The organism is Chitinophaga sp. W3I9 (genome assembly GCF_050434025.1).
Taxonomy (GTDB): Bacteria; Bacteroidota; Bacteroidia; order Chitinophagales; family Chitinophagaceae; genus Chitinophaga.
Window position 1 is genome coordinate 6,249,386 of the sequence record NZ_JBNPWC010000001.1, and the last position, 22,248, is coordinate 6,271,633.

23 protein-coding genes are annotated in these 22,248 nt (G+C 46.3%); 14 read left to right on the plus strand and 9 right to left on the minus strand.

Going from position 1 to position 22,248, the window contains the following annotated elements; genetic code table 11:
• The first annotated feature begins 30 nt into the window (after positions 1–30).
• Positions 31–1,458: a PLP-dependent aminotransferase family protein gene (locus QFZ51_RS25320; RefSeq protein WP_429050215.1), complete on the plus strand. Its 1,428-nt coding sequence runs from the start codon at positions 31–33 to the stop codon at positions 1,456–1,458.
• A gap of 422 nt (positions 1,459–1,880) precedes the next feature.
• Here the strand turns inward: QFZ51_RS25320 and QFZ51_RS25325 are convergent, their stop codons facing one another.
• From QFZ51_RS25325 to QFZ51_RS25340, 4 genes are all read right to left on the minus strand, one after another.
• The gene (locus tag QFZ51_RS25325) at positions 1,881–2,630 is read right to left on the minus strand and encodes an SDR family oxidoreductase (RefSeq protein ID WP_429050216.1); all 750 of its coding nucleotides are present in this window, start codon (positions 2,628–2,630) and stop codon (positions 1,881–1,883) included.
• A gap of 19 nt (positions 2,631–2,649) precedes the next feature.
• On the minus strand, positions 2,650–3,405 hold the full coding sequence (locus tag QFZ51_RS25330) for a glucose 1-dehydrogenase (RefSeq protein ID WP_429050217.1): 756 nt from the start codon (positions 3,403–3,405) through the stop codon (positions 2,650–2,652).
• Between the two features lie 152 nt (positions 3,406–3,557).
• On the minus strand, positions 3,558–3,827 hold the full coding sequence (locus tag QFZ51_RS25335) for an ArsR/SmtB family transcription factor (protein WP_079473476.1): 270 nt from the start codon (positions 3,825–3,827) through the stop codon (positions 3,558–3,560).
• Between the two features lie 15 nt (positions 3,828–3,842).
• The gene (locus tag QFZ51_RS25340) at positions 3,843–4,709 is read right to left on the minus strand and encodes a helix-turn-helix domain-containing protein (RefSeq protein WP_429050218.1); all 867 of its coding nucleotides are present in this window, start codon (positions 4,707–4,709) and stop codon (positions 3,843–3,845) included.
• A 137-nt stretch (positions 4,710–4,846) separates the two neighbouring features.
• On the opposite strand from QFZ51_RS25340, the gene QFZ51_RS25345 reads away from it, so the two are divergent.
• Positions 4,847–5,926: an alkene reductase gene (locus QFZ51_RS25345; RefSeq protein WP_429050220.1), complete on the plus strand. Its 1,080-nt coding sequence runs from the start codon at positions 4,847–4,849 to the stop codon at positions 5,924–5,926.
• A gap of 80 nt (positions 5,927–6,006) precedes the next feature.
• The gene (locus tag QFZ51_RS25350; protein WP_429050221.1) at positions 6,007–6,477 is read left to right on the plus strand and encodes a hypothetical protein; all 471 of its coding nucleotides are present in this window, start codon (positions 6,007–6,009) and stop codon (positions 6,475–6,477) included.
• Positions 6,478–6,519: 42 nt separating this feature from the next.
• Here QFZ51_RS25350 and bla read toward each other — a convergent pair whose 3' ends face one another.
• On the minus strand, positions 6,520–7,419 hold the full coding sequence (gene bla, locus QFZ51_RS25355) for a class A beta-lactamase (protein ID WP_429050223.1): 900 nt from the start codon (positions 7,417–7,419) through the stop codon (positions 6,520–6,522).
• 117 nt (positions 7,420–7,536) lie between these two features.
• Between bla and proB the strand changes: the two genes are divergently transcribed.
• Complete coding sequence (proB, locus tag QFZ51_RS25360) at positions 7,537–8,571, plus strand: glutamate 5-kinase (RefSeq protein WP_429050225.1); 1,035 nt, start codon at positions 7,537–7,539, stop codon at positions 8,569–8,571.
• A 12-nt stretch (positions 8,572–8,583) separates the two neighbouring features.
• A complete protein-coding gene (locus QFZ51_RS25365) occupies positions 8,584–9,831 on the plus strand; it encodes a glutamate-5-semialdehyde dehydrogenase (RefSeq protein WP_429050226.1) in 1,248 nt (415 codons plus the stop codon).
• A 28-nt stretch (positions 9,832–9,859) separates the two neighbouring features.
• Here QFZ51_RS25365 and QFZ51_RS25370 read toward each other — a convergent pair whose 3' ends face one another.
• Both QFZ51_RS25370 and QFZ51_RS25375 read right to left on the minus strand, forming a co-directional pair.
• On the minus strand, positions 9,860–10,933 hold the full coding sequence (locus QFZ51_RS25370; protein WP_429050227.1) for a class I fructose-bisphosphate aldolase: 1,074 nt from the start codon (positions 10,931–10,933) through the stop codon (positions 9,860–9,862).
• A gap of 63 nt (positions 10,934–10,996) precedes the next feature.
• Positions 10,997–11,164, minus strand: a complete 168-nt coding sequence (locus tag QFZ51_RS25375; protein ID WP_429050228.1) for a hypothetical protein — start codon at positions 11,162–11,164, stop codon at positions 10,997–10,999.
• Positions 11,165–11,437: 273 nt separating this feature from the next.
• On the opposite strand from QFZ51_RS25375, the gene QFZ51_RS25380 reads away from it, so the two are divergent.
• Complete coding sequence (locus tag QFZ51_RS25380) at positions 11,438–13,174, plus strand: hybrid sensor histidine kinase/response regulator (RefSeq protein WP_429050229.1); 1,737 nt, start codon at positions 11,438–11,440, stop codon at positions 13,172–13,174.
• Between the two features lie 13 nt (positions 13,175–13,187).
• On the opposite strand, the gene QFZ51_RS25385 is transcribed toward QFZ51_RS25380, so the two are convergent.
• Positions 13,188–14,321, minus strand: coding sequence for a terpene synthase family protein (locus QFZ51_RS25385; RefSeq protein ID WP_429050230.1), 1,134 nt, complete (start codon positions 14,319–14,321; stop codon positions 13,188–13,190).
• A 242-nt stretch (positions 14,322–14,563) separates the two neighbouring features.
• On the opposite strand from QFZ51_RS25385, the gene QFZ51_RS25390 reads away from it, so the two are divergent.
• The 5 genes from QFZ51_RS25390 to QFZ51_RS25410 all read left to right on the plus strand — a co-directional run bounded on the left by QFZ51_RS25390 (position 14,564) and on the right by QFZ51_RS25410 (position 18,738).
• Positions 14,564–15,139 (plus strand): histidine phosphatase family protein, encoded by a 576-nt coding sequence (locus tag QFZ51_RS25390; RefSeq protein ID WP_429050231.1) that lies wholly within the window; start codon positions 14,564–14,566, stop codon positions 15,137–15,139.
• Between the two features lie 17 nt (positions 15,140–15,156).
• Complete coding sequence (locus tag QFZ51_RS25395; RefSeq protein ID WP_429050232.1) at positions 15,157–15,873, plus strand: response regulator transcription factor; 717 nt, start codon at positions 15,157–15,159, stop codon at positions 15,871–15,873.
• Complete coding sequence (locus QFZ51_RS25400; protein ID WP_429050233.1) at positions 15,857–17,215, plus strand: sensor histidine kinase; 1,359 nt, start codon at positions 15,857–15,859, stop codon at positions 17,213–17,215. The genes QFZ51_RS25395 and QFZ51_RS25400 overlap by 17 nt, the downstream gene beginning before the upstream one ends.
• Positions 17,216–17,325: 110 nt before the next feature.
• Positions 17,326–17,811, plus strand: coding sequence for a hypothetical protein (locus QFZ51_RS25405; RefSeq protein WP_370907803.1), 486 nt, complete (start codon positions 17,326–17,328; stop codon positions 17,809–17,811).
• Between the two features lie 12 nt (positions 17,812–17,823).
• Positions 17,824–18,738 carry a bestrophin family protein gene (locus QFZ51_RS25410; RefSeq protein WP_429050234.1) on the plus strand — a complete coding sequence of 305 codons (915 nt, stop codon included), beginning with the start codon at positions 17,824–17,826 and terminating at the stop codon, positions 18,736–18,738.
• An 89-nt stretch (positions 18,739–18,827) separates the two neighbouring features.
• Here the strand turns inward: QFZ51_RS25410 and QFZ51_RS25415 are convergent, their stop codons facing one another.
• Complete coding sequence (locus QFZ51_RS25415) at positions 18,828–19,505, minus strand: tetratricopeptide repeat protein (protein WP_429050235.1); 678 nt, start codon at positions 19,503–19,505, stop codon at positions 18,828–18,830.
• Between the two features lie 165 nt (positions 19,506–19,670).
• On the opposite strand from QFZ51_RS25415, the gene QFZ51_RS25420 reads away from it, so the two are divergent.
• The 3 genes from QFZ51_RS25420 (at position 19,671) to QFZ51_RS25430 (ending at position 22,209) form a co-directional block, all read left to right on the plus strand.
• Positions 19,671–20,339, plus strand: coding sequence for a TIGR02117 family protein (locus tag QFZ51_RS25420; RefSeq protein ID WP_429051605.1), 669 nt, complete (start codon positions 19,671–19,673; stop codon positions 20,337–20,339).
• Positions 20,340–20,372: 33 nt separating this feature from the next.
• On the plus strand, positions 20,373–21,221 hold the full coding sequence (locus QFZ51_RS25425; RefSeq protein ID WP_429050237.1) for a helix-turn-helix domain-containing protein: 849 nt from the start codon (positions 20,373–20,375) through the stop codon (positions 21,219–21,221).
• A 94-nt stretch (positions 21,222–21,315) separates the two neighbouring features.
• Positions 21,316–22,209: an AEC family transporter gene (locus QFZ51_RS25430; RefSeq protein WP_429050239.1), complete on the plus strand. Its 894-nt coding sequence runs from the start codon at positions 21,316–21,318 to the stop codon at positions 22,207–22,209.
• Positions 22,210–22,248 lie beyond the last annotated feature (39 nt).

A 22,248-nucleotide genomic window follows, 5' to 3' on the forward strand; every position in this document is an offset into this window, starting at 1 on the left:
TACTTTTGACCAGATCAGATCAACATTGCCATGATAAAAACTGCCGATCACCTGTACCTGCAGGTAGCTGATAATATTGAACAGCTGATAGAAAAAGATGTGATGAAAATCGGGGAAAAACTCCCGTCTGTGCGGATGCTCAGCAAGCAGCAGGGAATCAGTTTAACCACGGCTTTCCAGGCGTACTATCACCTGGAGGCGAAGGGGCTGATTGAGTCCAGGCCAAAATCCGGTTACTATATCCGCTTTAATTCGAGGCGCATGCCTGCTATGCCGGGCACCTGTTCGCCGGTAAAAAAAGCCAGCGAAGCCACTGTGAGTGATATGGTGATGGAAGTGTTCAGTCATATGCGGAACCCGAACATCCTGAACTTTTCGGTGGCTACGCCTCCGCCGGGATTGATGCCGGCCGCCAAAATGGCGAAGGCAGTGGTGCATGCGCTGCGGAACCTGCCTAACAACGGGATCGGGTACGAGGAGTTACAGGGCAATAAGCTGCTGCGCGGACAAATAGCCCGGATGTCGCTTGCCTGGGGCGGCGCCTATACGGAAGATGATATTATCACTACGAGTGGCTGTATGGATGCGCTGACTTTGTGCCTGTCGGCTGTAACACGCCCCGGCGACACCATTGCCATTGAAAGCCCTGCGTACTATGGGTCTATGCAGCTGGCGGAAAGCCTTGGGTTAAAAGTGCTGGAAGTACCTACCCACCCGGTTTCCGGCATTGATCTGGATTATCTCGACAAAGCCATTCCGCGTCATAAAATCAAAGCCTGCCTGTTTGTAACCAACTACAACAACCCCCTTGGTTCCTGTATGCCGGACAAAAATAAAAAGGCGCTGGTAGACATGATGGTGAAGTATGATATAGCGTTGATAGAAGATGATATTTACGGCGACCTGTATTTTACGAAACAGCGTCCTGCAAATTGCAAAACGTTTGATAAATACGGTCATGTATTGCTGTGCAATTCCTTTTCCAAATCGCTGGCGCCAGGCTACCGCGTTGGCTGGACGTTGCCCGGAAAATACAAGGAAAAGGTGCTGCTAATGAAACAGAACCACTCTATCGCCTGCGCATCGCTGCCACAAGCCGCGGTGGGGCATTTCCTGGAGATAGGCCGGTACGAATTCCACCTCCGCAATTTGCGGAAGGTGCTGCACACCCAGTGTTTACGGTATTCCCAGGCAATCAGCGAATACTTCCCGGAAAGTACCCGTATATCCCGGCCGCAGGGTGGCTGTGTGCTATGGGTAGAACTGGACGAATCCATTAATACATTTGAATTATTTCAACAGGCGCTGAAACATAAGATCAGCTTCTGCCCCGGCAGGATCTTTTCTTTACAGAATAAATACAACAACTGTTTACGTATCAGTTTTGGTCCGGTATGGAGCAAGCAGGTGGATGACGGATTGAAAACGCTGGGGAAACTGATCCGGAAGATGAGCTAAAAAAGCGAAGACCGGAATAAGATTATTCCGGCCGCTGTTAAACCTACAACTTAAAGTTTTTAAAGTTGCTGCCAGATACCCGTATAGCAAGCGGCATCCGGCAGGCAACCAATGGGGTTCGCAAACATCCTAAACAACCGTTAACTGTAAATCAACAAGAATTTTGTCTTAAAAGAGGATTTTGTCTTGGGACGCTGATTACACTGATTATGCTGATTTTCGGGATGTTATTTTTTCAATTTTGATACTGATTTAAATTATATGCTGGTACCTCTCTTTATCTTCCATTTTCTAAAAAATAAAATCAGAAATGATAAATCAGTATAATCAGTGTAATCAGTGTTCCAAGACAAATTCCGCCAGTCCTTGCTGCCGGTGCAGCATTTACACAATGCTGCACACTGCAACGCCAGGATCATTTATTAAGCGATCAACGGGTGCACCATAAGGCCGCCGTCTACATTGTATTCTGCACCTGTAATAAACGAAGCATTGTCGGATGCCAGGAAAGTAACCAGGCCGGCAATATCTTCCGGTTGCCCCAGTCTGCCCAGCGGCGTGATACTGCTCAGGTGTGTTCTGGCTTCATCCGGTAATCCTGCTTTTTCCAATAGCGGCGTGCTGATAATACCGGGGTTCACCGTGTTAACCCGTATTTTCCTTGCCGCTAACTCCCTCGATAATGTTCTGCCCAATGAGTTCAGTGCTGCTTTACTGGCAGATAGTACGGTAGCATTGGGTGTTCCTGAATATGCATTCAGGGCCGACAGCAGCGTGATAGAGCCACCATCGCTGATGAGGGGAAGTAATTGCTGGATGGTGAAATAAGCACCTTTGAAGTTAATGTTCATTAATTCATCGTATAGTGCCTCTGTTACCGTTTCAAACGGTGCTAATTTCGCCACGCCAGCATTTACAAATAAGGAATCTATTTTCCCGAAACGGCCCTGCAGGTAATCATACAGGCGCCGTATATCATTCATGTCTGACTGATCCGCTTTAAAACCTTCTGCAGGGTGGCCCAATGCGTGTACGGCCTTTTGTACCGCGCCAGGCTGACGACCTGTTATCAAAACCTTTGCTCCTTTTGCTAAAAATGCCTTTGCTGTTGCGTATCCTATACCGCTGTTACCACCTGTGATAACAACTATTTTATCCTTCAGAGATGACATGAATGATGTTTGTTTGAGGTTAACCGATTAATGGATGAACACTGATACCTCCGTCGATATTGTACTCTGCACCTGTGATAAATGATGCGTCGTCTGATGCGAGGAAGGAAACCAGTTTTGCAATTTCTTCCGGTTGTCCTATTCTGCCTATCGGTAATGATTTGGCCATTTGTTCTTCATTGACCGCTTCTTTTGGAATACCTGATTTTTCAAAGATAGGCGTAGCCACGGGGCCGGGGTTTACAATATTTACCCGGATCTTCCTGGAAGCCAGTTCTCTTGATAAGGTGCGTCCCAATGAGTTTAAACCTGCCTTGCTGGCGCTGTACACGGATGCTCCCGGCATACCGGAGTAAGCATTTACGGAAGACAATAAAATGATGGTGCCACCGTCGTTGATCAGCGGCAGCAAATGCTGCACGGTGAAGAAGGCGCCCTTCAGGTTAATGTTCATGATCGTGTCGAAAGAAGCTTCCGATACATCAGCAACTGACTCGAACGCCGCTACGCCCGCATTTACAAATAAGACGTCTATTTTGCCATAACGGTCACGCACATACTCCGCTAATTTTTGTGAATCGGCGGTGATGCCCTGGTCCGCGATAAAACTATCTATCTCTCCTCCTAACGCTGTGGCGGCCTGCTGTACGGCCTCCGGTTTGCGTCCTGTTATTAATACCTTTGCTCCTTTCGCCAAAAAATCTGCTGCTGTAGCATATCCTATACCGCTGTTACCGCCCGTGATGACAGCTGTTTTATTTCGTAACTGATCCATTCTATCGATTTATTTAAGTTTATCAATGTTTAATCTCCAAAAAAAAGAGAAAATCTTTCTCTATCAATCCATTAATTTAAAAGTATCAATATATATAAGTATAAAAAAAGCTGTTGGTTACCCGCCCGGTAGCACCTCAGCCCGTTTTGTACCTAACTTAATTGTAAAAAGAACATAGACAACTGTTTCATCATCTCTTTATTGAGCGTGAGCTCCAGTGATCTTCCATTTTTCACAGAATGCAGTACGCCACTATCAACCAGGATCTTAACGTGATGCGACACCGTAGGCTGCGACAAACACGTAAACCCACACACATCACCACAAACCAGCTTTCCCTTCTTAACAACCTCCATTATAATAGATAATCGATGTTTGTCGGCGATGGCATTTGCTGCTTTTTCTATAACTGCTAAATCCATGACACAAAAGTAAGACTATTTTTGAAATATCGAAATATTTCGATGAATATTTTTTTCCGCCCCTTCATTTTTGGCCTGGATTTGCTCTTTCCGGTAGGCTGCGGGGGTAACCCCGTAATACTTTTTAAAGAGCCGGCTCATATGGCTTTCGTCTGTAAAGCCCAGCTCATCGGCGATTTCCGCAATGGTGAGGTCGCTATAGCTCACCCGCAGCTGCACCAGGTTGAGTTTGTGATGAATAATGAATTGTTGCAGGCTCTCCCCCGTTTGCTTCCGGAAAAACTCCCCGATATAGTGTGGGGAAAGATTGAATTGTTTCGCCAGGTACTCCTGCTTCAGCATATCAGGGTAATAAATATGCTGCCGGATATACCCTATCATCCGGCTGATCAAAGGAGTAGCGTTGTCAGTACCATCTATATTTATATCTTCCGCCACATTCCGTGCTACTATGTTCAACAACAAACTTACATAATGCTGCAGGTTTTGCTGGTAATAAGGCGGCTTCTTCTCATATTCATCCATCATATTACAGATGAGCGCCATAATCATTTTGCAATCATCCTCCTGGCTGATCAATAACTGCTCCTGCCGGTTGTGATAAAAAAACAGGTACTCCAGTTGCCGGAGCCATTCTCCCAGCCGTGCTTTTTCAGGCGCGGAATGAGACATGCCTACAAACATCTCGGAAAAGCGGACCGATACAAATTTAGTAGGCGTTTCTTCCTCGAATCCGCGGCAATCACGCGGGGTAAATAAAAACAGGCTGCCTTTATGATAAGGGAACCGGTTGTCGTTCACCGTACGAAACCCGCTGCCTTCGCGGATATGAATGAGCTCAAAAAAGAAATACACCTTCGGCTGCGGATCCCAGTCCGACATATCTGCCTGGAACAATTCAAACGGCGTATATAAATTTTTCTTTCTCCCATAACCTGCAAAATTACAATAATCACCCCGGATTCTACCTGTTCCATGTTTACACGCACACTTAATTTTGTGCTATAAAAAAGATAGCAATGAAATTACTGGAACCGGTTACCTCAAACACATTCACATTAAACAACAGAATCGTGATGGCGCCTATGAGCAGAAGAAGAGCTACCAACAGCGTACCCGATGATATGGTGGCCACGTATTACAGCCAGCGTGCAGGCGCAGGACTTATCATAGCAGAAAGTACCGCTATAAGCCCCAATGGGGTGGGCTACTACCGCTTGCCTGGCATTTACAACAACGAGCAAATAGCTGCATGGAAAAAAGTAACGGATGCCGTTCATGAAAAAGGCGGTACCATATTCCTCCAGCTTGTACATAGCGGAAGAATTGGTCATCCGCTGAATCTCCCCGGTGGCGGGCCTTTGCTGGCGCCATCAGCAATAGCTGCCAATGGCAGTATAACCACCGTACAAGGCCCCATGCCCATGCCCGTTCCTGAAGCCATGAGCACTACAGCGGTAGAAGAAATGATCAGGTTGCACCTCAAAGCAGCAGAAAATACCATCGCTGCAGGCTTCGACGGCATAGAAGTGCATGCTGCACATGGTTATCTCATTGAGCAATTTATGCATCCACATACCAACAGACGCACGGATAAATATGGCGGCAGCATTGAAAACAGAAATCGCTTTTTACTGGAGATCGTTCAAGGTACCATTGATATTGCCGGAGCACACCGGGTAGGTATCCGCTTCTCTCCTTTTGCGGCACACAATAACTTACCATTATACGATGAAGAAACAGCTACTCATTTGTACCTGATCCCGAAACTAAACCAGATGGATATACGCTATATTCATCTCTCTGATCAATCTACCAACGGTAGTTTACCAATACCTTCAAATTATATCGGTTTACTACGCCAGCAGTTTAAAAACTGGCTGATCCTGGCAGGTGGTTTTACAGCAGACAATGCAGAAAAAGCACTGCAGCGAAATGAAGCAGATCTTATTGCATTCGGACGGCCATTTATCTCTAATCCTGATCTGCCAGAACGTTTCAAACATCAGCATCCACTGGCGCCAGGCGATAAAAACACTTTCTATCAAGGTGGAGCAGAAGGACTGATAGATTATCCATGTATGAACATATCGCAGTAGTTGCACGGGGTATATTTTATACTATCTTTATGCCATTACACTGCTGTAAGGTGTAACAAATATGCCAAACAACTATTGCTATGAAAACCATGAAAAACTACTTTATCTTGTCTGCAGCGTTTTTTATTTTTTATGCCTGCCAGGAAAGTAAAATACCGGAAGAAAAAGTTTCAACAGATGCGGCGCCACCCGTGCAAACCGTAACAGAAAGTGACAGTCAGATTACACGCCCCTGCGCTATACTTCATACGCCAGATAGCATTCAACTGGAACATCTGAAAAAAGATAACGGGGAAGAAGCATTTTATACCATCAATGAAGATTACCAGAATTACATGACCGATGCACGCGCTTTCCTGGAAGGAAAAGGTGTAAAAATTATTGAACCTGCCGGCGGCAAAATCAGTTTTCATTCTGCCAAAGGAAATCCGGCTACGCTCAATTTAAGTGATGTTAAATACAATTGGGAAATGTGGTTATTTGATGGTGATCAACTCCACAAAATAGATGTCATGGATATTGAAAACGAATACAAGAAATACATGAAATAATTTCCGGCAGGCAGTTTCGTTTTTGAAACTGCCTGTTTCCTTTTATTTGTTCCAATGATCGTATGCCGCCTTTGCAATTTTAGCAATGGTGCCCTCCCGCCCTTCTTCGCTGGCTTTTGCATCAGACACAAATACTGTAATAGCCAGATGATGCCCGTTTGGCAGGGTAATAATACCTGCATCATTAGTGGCGCGGGTTAACCCGTTTGTAGTCCACGAAGTACCGGTTTTATGCGCCACCACCGTGCCCGCCGGCAGCAGCCCTTTTAATCTTTTAGCACCGGGTCTGGAGGTCACCATCAGGTGCATCAGGTAGTTCCTGCTGCTGTCGGACAACACAGGATCCCGGTAAAATATTTTCAGCAACTGTGTCATGGCCATGGGTGTGGACCAGTTCTTATACTGTATCATTTCACTGGGCACCTGCACTTTTTCCGTGGTGGCAATCGCGATCTGTTTTACGCCAAGGTTGTGCACATATGCGTTTGCTTTGCCGGTGCCGCCCAATAAGCGCAGCAGCACATCACAGGCGCTGCCGTCGCTGGCGCGGATATTATAATCGATCAGTTCTGCCAGCGGCATATCAAAATTCCCTTCCGGATGCTGATCCCGCACCGGGCTTACTCCTCTCGGTCCAATCAGGTCGTCTTTTGTTACGTGTATAGGCTGATCCAAGCGGAATTTGTGCTGGTCAACCTGGTGGAGCATCGCCATGGCGATCGGAAATTTATACACACTCTGCATAGGGAAATGCTGATCACGGTTAAAAGAAACAGTGTCCCCGGTTTCCAGGATTTCCGCATATACGCCAACTTTTCCAGAGATATTTCCGGCGATACCGGCAATTTGCTGACGGAGTGTTTGCTGGCCGTTGGCCGCTGGGAGATAAATAACAGAAACAGCCATAGTGGCTGTTATAAACATGGCGATAAACTTTATCATATAGCGAGTTAAATCAATGTAAGGAGTCAAATTAAGGCTTTTCCGGTATCCGGAATAAATTATGCATTTAGAATTTCGCCACCTTAATATTATTTTAGGCTCCAAATAGAGCAGAAATTGAGTAAACCGATATTAGTTATAAAATTTGGAACAGCGTCGATCACCCATCAGAATGGTGACCTCGACGAAACCGTAATTGCCGGTATAGCGCGGCAGGTAGCAGAGTTACATGCAGATTATCATATTGTACTGGTTTCATCCGGGGCCGTGGCCGCGGGCAAACAGTTCTTACGTCATTACAACGGCACCATCAGTGAGCGCAAAGCCGCGGCAGCCGTGGGGAATCCGTTATTATTGAATAAATACAGCCGTTATTTTGCCCCTTATAGTATTGCGGTAGCGCAGAGCCTTTGTGAACGCCAGCATTTTTCCGACAGGAACCAGTTCCTCCAGTTAAAGCGTACCTATGAGGAACTATGGGCGAGCAACATCATCCCCATTGCCAATGAAAACGATGTGGTGAGCAGCCTGGAACTGAAATTTTCTGATAACGACGAGCTGGCCACGCTGATAGCCGTGGGTTTTGGCGCATCGCTGCTGTTGTTCAGCACCTCTGTAGCCGGCGTATTGGACAGGTCCGGGCAGGTAGTACCACAAATAGATGTTATTGACAAAGCAGCCCTGGGGCTGGCCGATAAAGAAAAATCCAGTCTCGGCTTAGGTGGCATGGTATCCAAGCTCACCTTCGCCCGCCTCGCCACCCGGATGGGCATCAGGGTCGTTATTTTTGGGATCCGGACAGAAGATGGCATTCTCAATGCTATTGCCGGCAAAACAGGTACCTTGTGCCTGCCACAGCCCTGCAGCATGCCTGCCCGCAAGAAATGGCTGGCCAGCGGCAGCCTGGTTACCGGCAGGATCCGGATTGACGCCGGCGCACAACAAGCACTGGAAAAGCGTCACAGCCTCCTCGCCGTAGGCGTGCAGGCCGTACTGGAGAAGTTTGAATGCGGGGAAGTCATTGAAATTGTGAACGAAGACAATATCGCCATCGCCGTGGGCAGGGCTAAAATTGCTTCAGACACACTCGATACCCAACACAAAGCACAGAACATAGAAGTGGCCCATGCCGATGACATCGTGCTGTTATAAAGAAAAACAATCATGCAAACGATACAACCATTACTGGAAAAAGCGCAGCAGGCGGGCGTTTCTATACGTACCCTCCCTGATGCACAGAAACAGGCATTGCTGCTCAAACTGGCATCCGTGATCCTGATCCGGTCGGAAGACATTATCACAGAAAATAAGAAAGACCTCGACCGCATGCCGGACGACGATCCGAAAAAAGACCGGCTGCTGCTGACGGATGCGCGCATCCGCGACCTCGCCTCCAGCCTGGAAGATATTGCCGGCTTGCCCGATCCCGCCAATGTACTGGTGCTCGAAAGAACCCTCGACAACGGCCTGCTCGTGCAAAAGAAAACCGTGCCGCTCGGCGTAGTGGGCGTGATCTATGAATCGAGGCCAAATGTAACCGTGGATGTAGCCGCCCTCTGTATCCGCTCGGGCAACGTATGCGTGCTGCGTGGCGGCACCGATGCCTTTTATACCAACACTATTCTCGTAGCGCTGATCCAGGATGTATTAAAGCAGTTTGAGGTAGATGAACATGCAGTGCAACTACTGCCTGTTGACCGCAGCTTCGTGATGGAAATGCTTACTGCCGTAAAGTATATCGATATCATCATCCCGCGTGGCTCCGAACAACTGATCGAATTTGTCCGCACCAACTCCAGGGTACCGGTAATTGAAACCGGCGCCGGTGTATGTCACACCTACGTGGAAAAAACTGCCGATCTGCAACAGGCCGCCGCCATTGTTACCAATGCGAAAGTCTCCCGCCCGTCGGTATGCAATTCATTGGACACCGTGCTGGTGGACGAAGCCGTGGCTGCCGGTTTCCTGGCATTACTGGCGCCGCAGCTGCAGCATTATGCAGTCGACATATATGCGGACCCGTTAGCCTTCGATATCCTGCAAAAGAATAATTATCCGCATCTCTTCGCGGCGCAGCCGGAAGATTTCGGCAGGGAATTCCTTTCGCTCAAGTGTTCCGTTAAAGTAGTGCCCGACACGAACGCTGCATTGTCGCATATTCAAAAATATTCTTCGCGCCACTCAGAAGCAATTATTTCAGGCGATACCGCCATCAGCGAGCGTTTCCTCAATGAAGTAGACGCCGCAGCTGTATACGTGAACGCCTCTACGCGGTTCACAGACGGAGGCGTATTTGGCCTGGGTGCGGAAATAGGGATCTCCACGCAGAAACTGCATGCACGCGGCCCCTTTGCATTGGAAAAACTGGTAACGGAAAAATGGTTTGTACGTGGCAATGGCCAGGTGAGGTGAGCAGAGGAACTTTCCTCCGCTCCCACTGCTACGCTATCGTTATCTGTTCGTTCAGGTATACATCCTGGATCGCATTCAGTAACGCCGCTCCTTCCACCATCGGGCGCTGAAAGGCTTTGCGCCCGGAGATCAGTCCTACGCCGCCGGCCCTTTTATTAATAACCGCCGTGCGTACGGCTTCTGCCAGATCAGCCTCGCCTTCGGAGGCGCCGCCGGAATTGATCAGTCCCATGCGCCCCATATAGCAATTAGCAACCTGGTAGCGGCACAGGTCAATGGGATTATCAGACGTGAGTGTAGTATAAATACGTTCATCCAGTTTACCATAGGAAGACGCTCCTGTATTCAAAGCCTTATAACCGCCGTTCACGACCGGTAATTTCTGCTTGATAATATCCGCCTGGATAGTTACCCCGAGGTGATTAGCCTGCCCGGTAAGATCCGCTGAGAGATGGTAATCCACATCTTTCTTAAACGCATCGTTCCGCAGGTAGCACCAGAGAATAGTAGCCATGCCCAGTTCATGCGCCCTTGCAAAGGCACGCGACACTTCCACAATTTGCCGGTCGGACTGCTCAGAGCCAAAGTAGATGGTGGCTCCAACGGCCACTGCTCCGAGGTTCCAGGCTTCTTCCACGGTACCATACATCACCTGGTCCGCCCTGTTGGGATAAGTAAGCAGTTCGTTATGATTAAGCTTGACAATAAAAGGAATACGGTGTGCATAACTGCGCGATACCGACGACAATACGCCAAAAGTAGAAGCGACGGCATTACAGCCGCCTTCAATAGCCAGCTTCACAATATTTTCAGGATCAAAATAAGCCGGGTATTTGGCGAAAGAAGCACCAGCACTGTGTTCCACGCCCTGATCTACAGGGAGTATAGACATGTAGCCCGTGCCTCCGAGACGCCCGTGCTGAAATAACTGGCCCAAACTGCGCAATACCTGCGGGTTACGGCTGGAAGGTTGGTAAATTTTATTGACGGTATCCGGTCCGGGCAGATGCAGCAGGTCTTTACTGATAGTTTTGCTTTCGTGCTGCAACAGGGTATCGCTTTCTTTGCCTAATAATTCGCTGATTTTTTCCAAGGATAACATAAGCATAACTTTTTTGATACACCTAATTTAAGGATTTAATACCGCACCGGCATGCGGCATTATTCAGTAAGGAGTTGGCCCATTCGGGCGGGGTTGTTCTTCCCGCTCTTCGGTTACCATCTCCGTGCCTTCAAATGCGCCTCCGGAACCATCGTGAATAACGGGTTCCGGCTTTACTTCGTCTTCCTTTTTGACTGGTTTTTCTTCGTTGGGATTGATACTCATTTCCATAATAACAAATGTACTGATTACTTATAAATCGTTATTTGAGTATGGCATGAAAAAAATGAAATGAATTTAAGTTTAGGAATAAATACTATAACTTTGGTTGCCGGCGTTCATACCCCATAAAGAGGACACCGGAAGAATTATCAATAGGATAATACCCTCAGAAGATCATTAGGTTTCTATGAAAAGATTTTTTGCCTGCAACACAAACTGTTATCGCCCTGTTGTTTAGGGTCATCCCGAGCTTAACTTTACTTAAACCCTACGATGCTTAACATGACTATTAAAATTATTAAACGGATTCAACAAGTAGTAAAATCAATTACAAGAGCAGGTACACAGGGGCAAACAGATGATGAATTGATATCCAGGATGATACTTGTTAATACACTAAGCCTGGTGCTTGCCTCCTTAATCCTGGTTGTAGGATCCATATTTATAGTATTTACAAGAGAATTATCTATTCTTATACCTGCTTCCATAGAATTTATCCTTACGATTTCAGCGATCTATCTGAACCACAGGGGATATCACAGAATGGCAGGTGCCAGCACTTTTCTGGTACAATGTTTTGCCTCCATCTACTTTGGAATACTACTCAGTAATATTATTGAACTGCAGGCAATGATCATCTTCCTGATCTCCATTATATACCTGATATTTCCTGACAGAACATCGAGAAGAATATCACTGGTAGTGGCCGTAGGCATTCTTCTGCTACTGGAAACCTATTACCATTATCATTTTACAGAAGCGATACACCTTCAGAAAGATGTAGCATTTATTTTCCGCATCTCGGCGATGGCAGGCGTTTTAACACTTATCATTGTGGTAAGCAAACCTTATGTTCACAGTAATGATGTCAATAAACAGTTAAAGAGGAGTAATCACTTTAAAAAGATATTTGTATACCAGGTATCACATGAGCTGAGAACGCCGCTGAATGCAATCTTTGGTGTGGGACAGTTATTAAAGCGGGAGATAAAACTAAATGATCAGCTCAGGGGGATAGAGCCATTGGTTGATCAATTATTACTGGCAAGCAACCATACCCGTAACATTGTAAATGATGTGCTGGATATGGCACAGATAGAATCAGGAAATTCAGATGTACTGAACAGCGAAGCTTTTGAAATAAAACCATTTATTGAAAAATTAGTGGACATCAACAGGATAATAGCAAAAACCAGGAATATCAAGATTAAACTCAGTATCGGTGAAATACCTCCTGTGATTATTGCGGACACCTTGAAACTCAATCAGATTATAACAAATTTGTTAGGGAATGCCATTAAATACTCTAACAAGGGAACTACCATTAACTGTTACATTGCTGCCAGCAAAAATTCCTGGTCTATCCATATTGTTAATATGGGCGACCACATCACGGATGATAAATTGAAAACGATATTTGATCCATTTATTACCGATAAAAGAAAGTATACAGAAGGTGCGGGCCTGGGGCTTTATATTGTACAGAATAAGGTTAATTCCATGAACGGCATTATTACTGCAGAAAGCAGCCCTACCGGGATAAACAGTTTCAAAGTAGTGCTTCCGCTGGTACCGGGCCAATCTGATGATATCAGACCAGACAACAATGATGAAGAGGAGATGACGGACCTGAGTGACATTCATGTAGTAGTTGCCGAGGATAATGAAATGAGTGCCCTGCTGATATCCAGGTTTCTTACCCAAACCGGCTGCTCTATTTGCCTGACGGCCAATGGGGCTGAAGTATTGGAGGAAAGCAGGAAACGTATACCGGATATCATCATCATGGATTACCATATGGACATAATGGATGGGAAAGATACCTTAGTCAGCCTGAAAAAGGATCCAATATTGAAACATATACCTGTTATTATCGCCACCGGGGATGCCTTTTTAGAGTCGCGCGAGCTAATGATGGCAGCTGGCGCCAGTGCCTTTATTGAAAAACCAATTGATTATAAATTTCTGATAAAAGTACTTAGTCAGCAACTGCATCCACTCAGTGGCGAATTACAATAATAATTTAATGCGTTTAAACTGCCTCAGCAATAGCTGGCACTAATTGCGTTTCCTTCCAGATAGAATTTGGCCGTTTATAACGTTTGGTATAAATCTGCCACACCCAACTGGCTTGTACACATCGTTCCAAACCTGCAATATGTGCATCCAACTTATCTACCATTTCTGAGTTGGCAGGTAATTGCTGATAACTCCTGTTCCTCACCCTGTTCACCAGCAATCCAAATTCCAATAGCAGTTGTTGTACAATGGTGGCAGCCTTGATAATAATTTCCTCCAGTGGAAGACCGGGGTCATTTAATGCCAGGATCATCAGCAGATTCGAATCTGAACTATTGTCGATCACCTCTTTCTCAAAAGAAAAAAGATCATTCATCAAACAGCCAATAGCAGCCGTAACATACTGCAGGCGCTGCATATCAGTTTTAAGACCTGCTGCTTCCATCCATTTCCAGTCAAGAAACTGTCCGTCGCTATACTCTATCAGCTGGATGGTATGATGCATCCCGGAAATATGCCCCCTCATGTCAATATATTCTTCCACGGTAGGAATATGCCCAAGGGAATGGGTGTTGCAATCCAGGTGCGTTACATCAATATGATAGTTGTACATTTTTCTAAATTCCCTGAACCAATGAGCCGGCGAAGTATGGTAAATATCCAGCAGCATTTCTGCGTTCGCCATTTCCACGCCATGGGCTTCCGGCACGTTTTCAAAAGGATAATCCATGCTTCCGATACGTTGCCTGACCGCATTGCTGTGTTCCTGTTCATTGGCACTCAGGTGGGTGAAAACCTCGCGCCCCATTGTATCATTCAGAAAAAAATCTACAGTACAGTTCTTAAGAATATTATTCATGCGGTACAAATTGGCGGTAGGGAACAGGTATATGGCGCAAGTGACATAATGCTCCGCATTTTCATGCCAGATACCATACCGCTCGCAAAATTCCTGGGCTCCCCGTTTAAGCTGACGGGAATATGGGTGAGGCCTGAATGACTGACAAAATTCATCCAGTCTGAATTCCTCCTGGTTAAATAATTGAAATAAAGAAAAAGGTGCTACACCCTCCCTCATCATAACAGCATATTCTTTTTGCATTTTTTGCATACTGGCATGAGCCAGCATCTGAACATTGTGTTTCATAAATGTTAATTTTTGAGTAAGAAATAAGGAAACTGTATTAATTGGATCCGGTTATAGGGCATGTTGATATCACAGGAATAAACAGCCAGGGATGAAAGTAGTATTGGGCGACACTCCGAACAAATATATTATACTTTTAATATACAAAACCCTGCTGAATTCTATCTGCGCCGGGAATTTTAACTATTAACCCCGCGGCCTTTTATATATATTTGTCCCCCGGAATGATTAAAAGACCCAATATGACCCAGATCGCTATTATCCGTCACGGTACCACTTCCTGGAATAAAGCTGGCAAACTGCAAGGCCATTCAGACATCCCGCTGGATGAAGAAGGCATCACGCAGGCCCTGAAACTGGGACAACGGCTCACCGGCGAAACCTGGGACCTCATTTATTCCAGTCACCTGCTCCGTGCCCGGCAAACAGCGGCCATCATTGCACAAGAGCTTAACCTGGATAGTGTAATTGAAGATAAACGTATCGGGGAAGCCGGCGGCGGCCTCATTGAAGGTACTACTGAGGAAGAACGCATCCTCCGGTGGGGTCCAAGCTGGAAACTGATGGACCTCGGCATGGAAAGCAATGAGTCTGTAGTAACTAGAGGCCTCTCCTTTATGCAGGACCTCCTCTCTGAAAATACCGGTAAAAAAATACTGCTGGTAAGTCATGGCAGCTTTATCCGGCAAATGCTGGATGCCCTCCTGCCACAAATGCATCCTACCCCCGCCATGAAAAATACTTCCATCACAAGGCTCCAGTTCTCCGACGAAAACTGGAACTGCGAACTGTTTAATTGCGTGAGCCACCTCGAATAGAATTATATTTGTTGTTCATGAAACTATTACTGATAGAAGATGAACCTGCTGTAGTATCTGTTATTACCCGCGGCCTCTCGGAAGCAGGCTACGAAGTAAGCGTGGCCCCCGATGGTACCAGCGGACTACAAATGGCGCTCAATAACCCATCATTCCGGCTGATTATACTGGATGTAATGCTGCCCGGTATGAACGGCATAGAAGTATGCCGCTCCCTCCGCAACGCAAAGCTGGAAGTGCCCATACTCATGCTCACCGCCCTGGGGACAACAGAAAATATTGTAATGGGCCTCGACAGCGGCGCCGACGATTACCTGGTGAAACCATTTAAACTACAGGAACTGGAAGCCCGCATCCGCAGCCTTATGCGGAGAAAAGCGCCCGTAGATACACCCGTTCCCGTTACCTCCCCCGCTGTACTCAGCATGGCCGACCTGGAACTGGATACCGACACCAAATCCGCCAGCAGGAACGGAAGAAATATCCAGCTCACCGCCACAGAATACCGGCTGCTGGAATATTTACTGAAAAATCCGAGGAAAGTACTGTCCAGGCTGGAAATACTGGAACAGGTATGGGGCATCGACTTTAATATGAACACCAAAGTGGTGGATGTTTATATCAACTATCTCCGGAAAAAAATTAATAAATATAACCCTACAGAACTGATACATACCGTAGTGGGACTGGGTTATATGATCAAAGAAAATAAGGCCGATGAAGATACGCACTAAGATATTGCTGTTGTTTGCCGGATTAACGATTTCTACCATCCTCGTGATGACCGGACTGGTGTATTATTTTGCCAACCAGCACTCGTTCGAAGACTTCTACAAACGCCTGGAAATACGCGCCTATCTTACTGCAAAAGCTACCCTGCCCTATTACGAATCCGACTCGGTGATCTACAACGAAATCCGGGAAGAACACCTCGAAAAACTGCCTGCTGAAAAAGAATATTTCCTGCAGGTAGCCAGCGATGGTACCGTTCATAAAGATGAACAACTCACCCTCCCCAACTCCTTCTACGAACAGGTACACCGCGAAAGCAAAGCCACCTACCGAGAAGGCGACCGCTTCTATGAAGGGGTGTTGTATAAAAGCAAACAGGGATTGTATATCGTGATCGTATCCGCTATTAATCAATACAGCGTGGAATACCTGGGCTGGCTGCGCAAAATCCTCATCATCTGCGCCGTGGCCTCCAGCGTCATCCTGGTAGGCGCCGGAATTTTCTTCTCCAGGTATATTCTAAAACCCATCCGGCACATGATGCTGCAGGTAAAAAGCATCAGTTCCCGTAACCTGCACCTGCGGCTAAATGTAGACGACAGTGGCGATGAGATCAACGACCTGGCCAACACCTTCAACAATATGCTGGACCGGCTGGAAACTGCCTTTGAAACACAAAATAACTTTGTCAGCAACGCTTCTCATGAACTGAGCACCCCGCTCACCGCTATTATCGGTGAGGCAGAACTGGCGCTTAATAAGGACCGTACCCAGGATAAATATGTGTACTCCCTGAAAAATATCCTTCATGAAGCAGGGCGACTGGAACATATCACCAAAAGCCTGCTGCACCTCGCCCAAACCGGCTTTGATGGCAAGAAACAGGAATGGGGGCAGATCCGCAGCGATGAACTGTTGTTCACCGTAAAAAACACGATCGATAAACTGCACCCCGGTAATAAAGTGGAAATAGATTACAGCCTGTTCCCCGAAGAAGAAGAAAAATTAATCATCCCCGGCAACGAACAACTGCTGGAACTGGCACTCAGCAACATTGTGATGAATGCTGTGAAATATTCCAACAACGAACCGGTGTCCATTGCACTCGCCGCCACAGAAAAGAAAAATATTATTATCGTGAAAGACCAGGGCATCGGCATTCCCCCGGAGGATCTGCCATATATCTTCTCTCCCTTCTTCCGCGCCTCTAATACCGGCCGTTTCAAAGGATATGGTATCGGCCTGCCATTAGCCATGAATATTATCCGGATGCATAAGGGAGACATCATTGTAAACAGCCGTGTAAACCACGGAACCGAGATCAGGGTTGAACTCCCACTGTAGCGACTGCTTTTCTTACCAAATTCTTACCACATTCTTACTATCTTTTAACGCTGCTCTTACTGGTTACTTATTTCACAACAATAATTTTGTTGTTATAAAAGCTACCAGATATGAAAAATATACTCATACCCACAGATTTCTCTATCCGCTCACTCAGTTATGTCCATAACATTGTAGCGCAACACCCAGGCGAGCAGGTAAACATCATATTAATGCACGCACTGGAAATGCCGGACTCTTTGTTTGACCTGATGACTTACACCCGCAACAGCAGGCACCTGGAACTCATCTCGTCCGACTTCCAGGATGGGTGTGAAATAATCCGTAACAAATATTCATCTGCCATTAACCAGTTGAAGATTGAATTCTTCCATGGCAACACCCGTGCGGCATTACGCAATTTCCTGCTGGCCCAAAACATCGACCTGATCATTCAACCTGCCGATCATGAATTTAATGCGCCTTCCAAAAGAAGCTATGATCCGCAGAAACTGATCAGCAAATGCAATTATCCAAAGATGAAAATTCAACTCCAGAAACGGAAATATGTGGCAGACAAGTCTACCATCTCAGCACTATTGCTGGCAACAGAATAAAAAAGCAAGGTTATGTTACTGAAAAATAATATCCCCTTAAATTATGTTTTTGGTAAGATAAAGATAGAGATCCTGCTGGTAACCGTTTATTCGCTGGCTATTAATATTCTTTACTACCAATATGATTTCACCAACCTGGTTATTCCTATAGCTGTACCAATGGTGCTGGGAACGGTGTTGTCATTATTACTCGCATTCCGCTCCAACCAGGCTTACGACCGCTGGTGGGAAGCCAGAACCATATGGGGCGCGATTGTAAATGATTCACGCTCACTGACAAGACAGGTACTAAGCCTGATGGATACTACGTATCAATCGGACGACCTCACGCTTTTCCAGGAGCGCTTTATAAAGCGACAGGCAGCATGGTGCTATAGTTTGGGACAATCGTTACGTAAGACTGATCCGCTCAAAGGTGTAGACAGATTATTATCAAGAAGGGAATTAAACTATGTGATGAGATATGATAATGTGCCGGCTGCCTTGTTGCTTTTACATGCAAAAGACCTGAAACATGCAATGGAACAGGGTTGGATAAACCAATACCAGCAAATTGCCCTGGACCAGACGCTGACCAGGCTCTGCGACGCAATGGGTAAATGTGAACGTATTAAAAATACCGTGTTTCCGGCTACCTACAGTCTTTACACCCATTTCACCGTGATCTTCTTTATACTGTTATTGCCGTTTGCCTTAATAGATGTCCTCGGCTTTATGGAAATACCACTCGTGGTAGCCATTGCGTCATCGTTCCTGCTGATCGAAAAAATGGCGATCAACCTGCAGGATCCGTTTGAAAATAAACCTACAGATACACCGGTAACTACCATTGCCCGGAAAATTGAAAAAGATCTCCGGCAGATGTTGCACGAACAGGACAACACACCGGAAGAGCAGGAGGAAACACCCGCTTACTACGTACTTTAAAACTGATTTGTGTTTAAGGTGCCCTCTCCTAAAGGGCCGTAATTTATAGCGTTAAGACAAAGGCTCCGGTATCCACCGGAGCCTTTTCTTTATAATGTAGCCAATTCTTTTTTTGATAACCATACCCACTTGCGGATCGTTCGCCTCACATAGCGGGGATGCAGATCTATTTCCTGTCCCGTTTTTTGAAATTGTGCCCGTGCTTCGCTTGTCCGGCCCTGTTTCTTCAGCAGCAACCCATAATAATACATCGCCTCCAGTGAATGATGCACCCGGATTATTTTCTGGTACTCCTCTTCGGCCCTGGCGGTTTCCATTGTTTGCTCCAGCGCCCGCGCATACATCAGCTCATCTTCCGCCTTGCTCATCCGTACGCCCTTGAAAGTATTCATTTTATCAAAGCTTACAATACTTGCCGCATACTGCCCGTTCAGGAATTGAAGCCGCGCCAGTTGCAGGATAATACCAGGATCTTTGGTAAAAGTGTTGGCACACTCCTGCGTCAGCGCAATGGCTTTATCGTATTGCTTTTGCTGCGCATAAGCATCTGCCAGCTGCATTTTGTTGGTAACTGTATCGGATATACGTACCCGCTTCTCCCACTCCCGGATACGTCCGTTTGGCCATAAAGTACGTAACAGGTTCTCCCCGAAACTGCCATTGGTAATATCCGGCAATATTTCGCGGATAAAATAAACCACCACGCCTATCACCGGGATAAACAGGATAAAAAATAACCACTCCCTGCTCCTCCCCGATTTCAGCACATGCACCACACATATAATCTGCAGAATAATAACTAGATAATAATAGTCACTCCAAAATGGGAACATAGCAATATCAACAACCAGGGTTAAAAAAACTGATTCCCGGCAAAAATAATAAAATAAGCTAATTTGTAACCCTGAACTAAATGGATATTATTGAAGAAGATGTTAAAAATTACCGGTTATTCCCTTTCAGCCCTGGTGCTGCTAATCAGCATTTACCTGTTGGCTGCCTATACGCTTTCACGCATGAGCACCAACAGGGAAATAGTGTCCGATGCGGATATCGCTATTTATATCCTTACCAACGGAGTACACACCGACCTGGTATTACCGGTACGCACCGGACAAATAGACTGGAGCACACGCATCCCCTTCAGCAATACCACTGGCAAAGACACCACCGCACAATGGCTGGCCTTTGGCTGGGGCGACAAAGGCTTTTACCTGGAAACCCCTACGTGGGCTGACCTCAAAGCCAGCACCGCTTTTAAGGCAGCATTTAGTCTTAGCACCGCCGCGATCCATGCCACCTACTACCGCAACATCAGCGAAGATGAAAGTTGCCGCAGGATCATGGTGAACAAAGAGCAGTATGCACGGCTGGTTCACTACATCAGCAACAGCTTCCGCACCCCTGCCGGCGAAATGCCGGTGTACATTGCCACCAATGCCAACTACGACAGGAACGATGCCTTTTATGAAGCCAAAGGCAGCTATCATCTCTTCTATACCTGTAATACCTGGGCCAATAACGGCCTGAAAAGCTGCGGGCAAAAAGCCTGCAGGTGGACTATCTTCGATACCGGCATCTTTTATCATTACCGCAAATAAAAATGCGGGTATATTGTAAATTTGAACCGGACTATGAAAGATTTTATTCCGCGGCAGGAATTGCTGGAAACCAATCCGGTTCACCTGATCAGCATGAACCAATATGTACATGAGCTATCTACGGTAGCGCACCGGCACGATCATTACATGATCATGTGGATCACTAAAGGGCATGGCACCCAAATGATCGACGGACAGGAACACCAGATGCTGACCAACAGGGTGTTTTTCTTTCATCCCGGGCAGGTGCATAAAATGAATGATTTTGAGCGCGACGGCTGGATGCTCATCTTTGATGAACCAATCTATAAACTGTTCACCCGTTTTCATCCGCAGGAAGAATTAAACGGCATGATGCAGCAAGGCGGCCACGAACCCTTTGTGGACCTGGATGAGGACACCGCGGTACTTTATGAACATATCACCGCAATGATTCAAAAAGAGCTGTTAAAGTCGCCGAAAAACTTTAATATGCTTATTCACTTTGTATCCCTGTTGCTGCTGGCAGGAAATAAACTGCACGAACAAAAGCATACGCTGGAACTAAAAAATAAAAACAGCTCCAAACAGTTGATACGTAACCTCACCCTGCTGATTGAGCAACACTTTAAAAAAGGAAAGCCGGTTTCATTTTATGCAGATGCGCTGAACCTGCAATCCAGGAATCTCAACCGGATAGTGAAAACCAAATTAGGCTATACCGTCCACGACCTGCTCCAGGAAAGACTTCTCACGGAAAGTAAAATCCTGCTGGCATCTTCCCCCCTTACTATTAAAGAGATCAGTTATAGTCTTGGTTTTGCAGATCCTTCCTATTTTAACCGCTTTTTTAAAAAGAACACCCATGTTACCCCCGCTGCCTTCAGAGCAAAAGGCGTTTAATCCGGCTGCAAAAAAGTACTATGGTACTACCAGAAAGTACAATTAACCCTTCTTTCTGATTACTAGCTTTGCTGGTATTATGATGAATTTTATAATGATAGCAGTCTGTATCACGGCTGGTATGAGCATGAAGGCTGCCCGCATCATTCATCCGGATGCGCATAAAGGAATCAACACCTGGATATTATACATCGCCTTACCCGCGGTATCTTTCAAATACCTGCCCAAGGTAGTCTGGTCGCCCGCCATGATCCTGCCGGTGGTAAGCGCCGTGGTGGTAGTGGCGGGGAGCTGGTGCTTCATGCATATTTACTGCCGTCATAAACAGTATTCAAAACGCACCCGTGCTACCCTGGAACTCGCAGGTGGGTACAGTAATACCTCCTTCATTGGCTTTCCGTTGATTATCGCCTATTTTGGCGAGCAATTTATAAGCATCGCTATCATCTGTGACCAGATGACGTTCCTGATCTTATCTACCTTCGGTATTATTACTGCCCTGAAAGGCGGCGCCAATAACACTTCCGTGAGCGCCCGCTTTCTCCTTAAAAAGCTCCTGACCTTTCCTCCATTCCTTGGTTGTGTGCTGGCACTTTTACTCAGCAGGTTAACCGACCTTTCTATAGCGGAGCCATTCTTCGATAAACTGGCGGCCACCGTAGCGCCGCTGGCATTATTTTCCATCGGCCTCCAGTTAAAATTTAATGGCTGGAGAAAAGAGATTTCCCAGGTATCGGTGGTGCTGTTGTACAAGCTTTTGCTGGCCCCTGCGTTGGTCCTGGTAGCAGCCCTGTTGTTTAAAGAACGGAGCGACATCGCCCGGATCAGTATTTTTGAGGCGGCGATGCCTACATTGGTCACCTCCGGCGTAATAGCCGAACAGTTCAGGCTGAACACCAGGGTGATAAACTTAATTATCGGTATCAGCATCCTGGTGGGCTTTTTGACCACTGCCGCCTGGTTTGAAATACTCACACGTTTTTTTTAACTGTCCGCCCGTTTTCAGGCATACCCAGGATAAGTTTTA

What these genes read in the sequence shown, in the direction of transcription:
- QFZ51_RS25375 (WP_429050228.1), bottom strand. Translation starts at nt 11,164, where the DNA reads ATGGAAATGAGTATCAATCCCAACGAAGAAAAACCAGTCAAAAAGGAA.
- QFZ51_RS25420 (WP_429051605.1), top strand. Translation starts at nt 19,671, where the DNA reads ATGTTAAAAATTACCGGTTATTCCCTTTCAGCCCTGGTGCTGCTAATC.
- QFZ51_RS25350 (WP_429050221.1), top strand. Translation starts at nt 6,007, where the DNA reads ATGAAAACCATGAAAAACTACTTTATCTTGTCTGCAGCGTTTTTTATT.
- QFZ51_RS25400 (WP_429050233.1), top strand. Translation starts at nt 15,857, where the DNA reads ATGAAGATACGCACTAAGATATTGCTGTTGTTTGCCGGATTAACGATT.
- QFZ51_RS25325 (WP_429050216.1), bottom strand. Translation starts at nt 2,630, where the DNA reads ATGTCATCTCTGAAGGATAAAATAGTTGTTATCACAGGTGGTAACAGC.
- QFZ51_RS25425 (WP_429050237.1), top strand. Translation starts at nt 20,373, where the DNA reads ATGAAAGATTTTATTCCGCGGCAGGAATTGCTGGAAACCAATCCGGTT.
- QFZ51_RS25430 (WP_429050239.1), top strand. Translation starts at nt 21,316, where the DNA reads ATGATAGCAGTCTGTATCACGGCTGGTATGAGCATGAAGGCTGCCCGC.
- QFZ51_RS25370 (WP_429050227.1), bottom strand. Translation starts at nt 10,933, where the DNA reads ATGTTATCCTTGGAAAAAATCAGCGAATTATTAGGCAAAGAAAGCGAT.
- QFZ51_RS25340 (WP_429050218.1), bottom strand. Translation starts at nt 4,709, where the DNA reads ATGTCGGACTGGGATCCGCAGCCGAAGGTGTATTTCTTTTTTGAGCTC.
- QFZ51_RS25395 (WP_429050232.1), top strand. Translation starts at nt 15,157, where the DNA reads ATGAAACTATTACTGATAGAAGATGAACCTGCTGTAGTATCTGTTATT.
- QFZ51_RS25320 (WP_429050215.1), top strand. Translation starts at nt 31, where the DNA reads ATGATAAAAACTGCCGATCACCTGTACCTGCAGGTAGCTGATAATATT.
- QFZ51_RS25365 (WP_429050226.1), top strand. Translation starts at nt 8,584, where the DNA reads ATGCAAACGATACAACCATTACTGGAAAAAGCGCAGCAGGCGGGCGTT.
- QFZ51_RS25405 (WP_370907803.1), top strand. Translation starts at nt 17,326, where the DNA reads ATGAAAAATATACTCATACCCACAGATTTCTCTATCCGCTCACTCAGT.
- QFZ51_RS25410 (WP_429050234.1), top strand. Translation starts at nt 17,824, where the DNA reads ATGTTACTGAAAAATAATATCCCCTTAAATTATGTTTTTGGTAAGATA.
- QFZ51_RS25345 (WP_429050220.1), top strand. Translation starts at nt 4,847, where the DNA reads ATGAAATTACTGGAACCGGTTACCTCAAACACATTCACATTAAACAAC.
- bla (WP_429050223.1), bottom strand. Translation starts at nt 7,419, where the DNA reads ATGATAAAGTTTATCGCCATGTTTATAACAGCCACTATGGCTGTTTCT.
- QFZ51_RS25335 (WP_079473476.1), bottom strand. Translation starts at nt 3,827, where the DNA reads ATGGATTTAGCAGTTATAGAAAAAGCAGCAAATGCCATCGCCGACAAA.
- QFZ51_RS25330 (WP_429050217.1), bottom strand. Translation starts at nt 3,405, where the DNA reads ATGGATCAGTTACGAAATAAAACAGCTGTCATCACGGGCGGTAACAGC.
- QFZ51_RS25385 (WP_429050230.1), bottom strand. Translation starts at nt 14,321, where the DNA reads ATGAAACACAATGTTCAGATGCTGGCTCATGCCAGTATGCAAAAAATG.
- QFZ51_RS25390 (WP_429050231.1), top strand. Translation starts at nt 14,564, where the DNA reads ATGACCCAGATCGCTATTATCCGTCACGGTACCACTTCCTGGAATAAA.
- QFZ51_RS25380 (WP_429050229.1), top strand. Translation starts at nt 11,438, where the DNA reads ATGACTATTAAAATTATTAAACGGATTCAACAAGTAGTAAAATCAATT.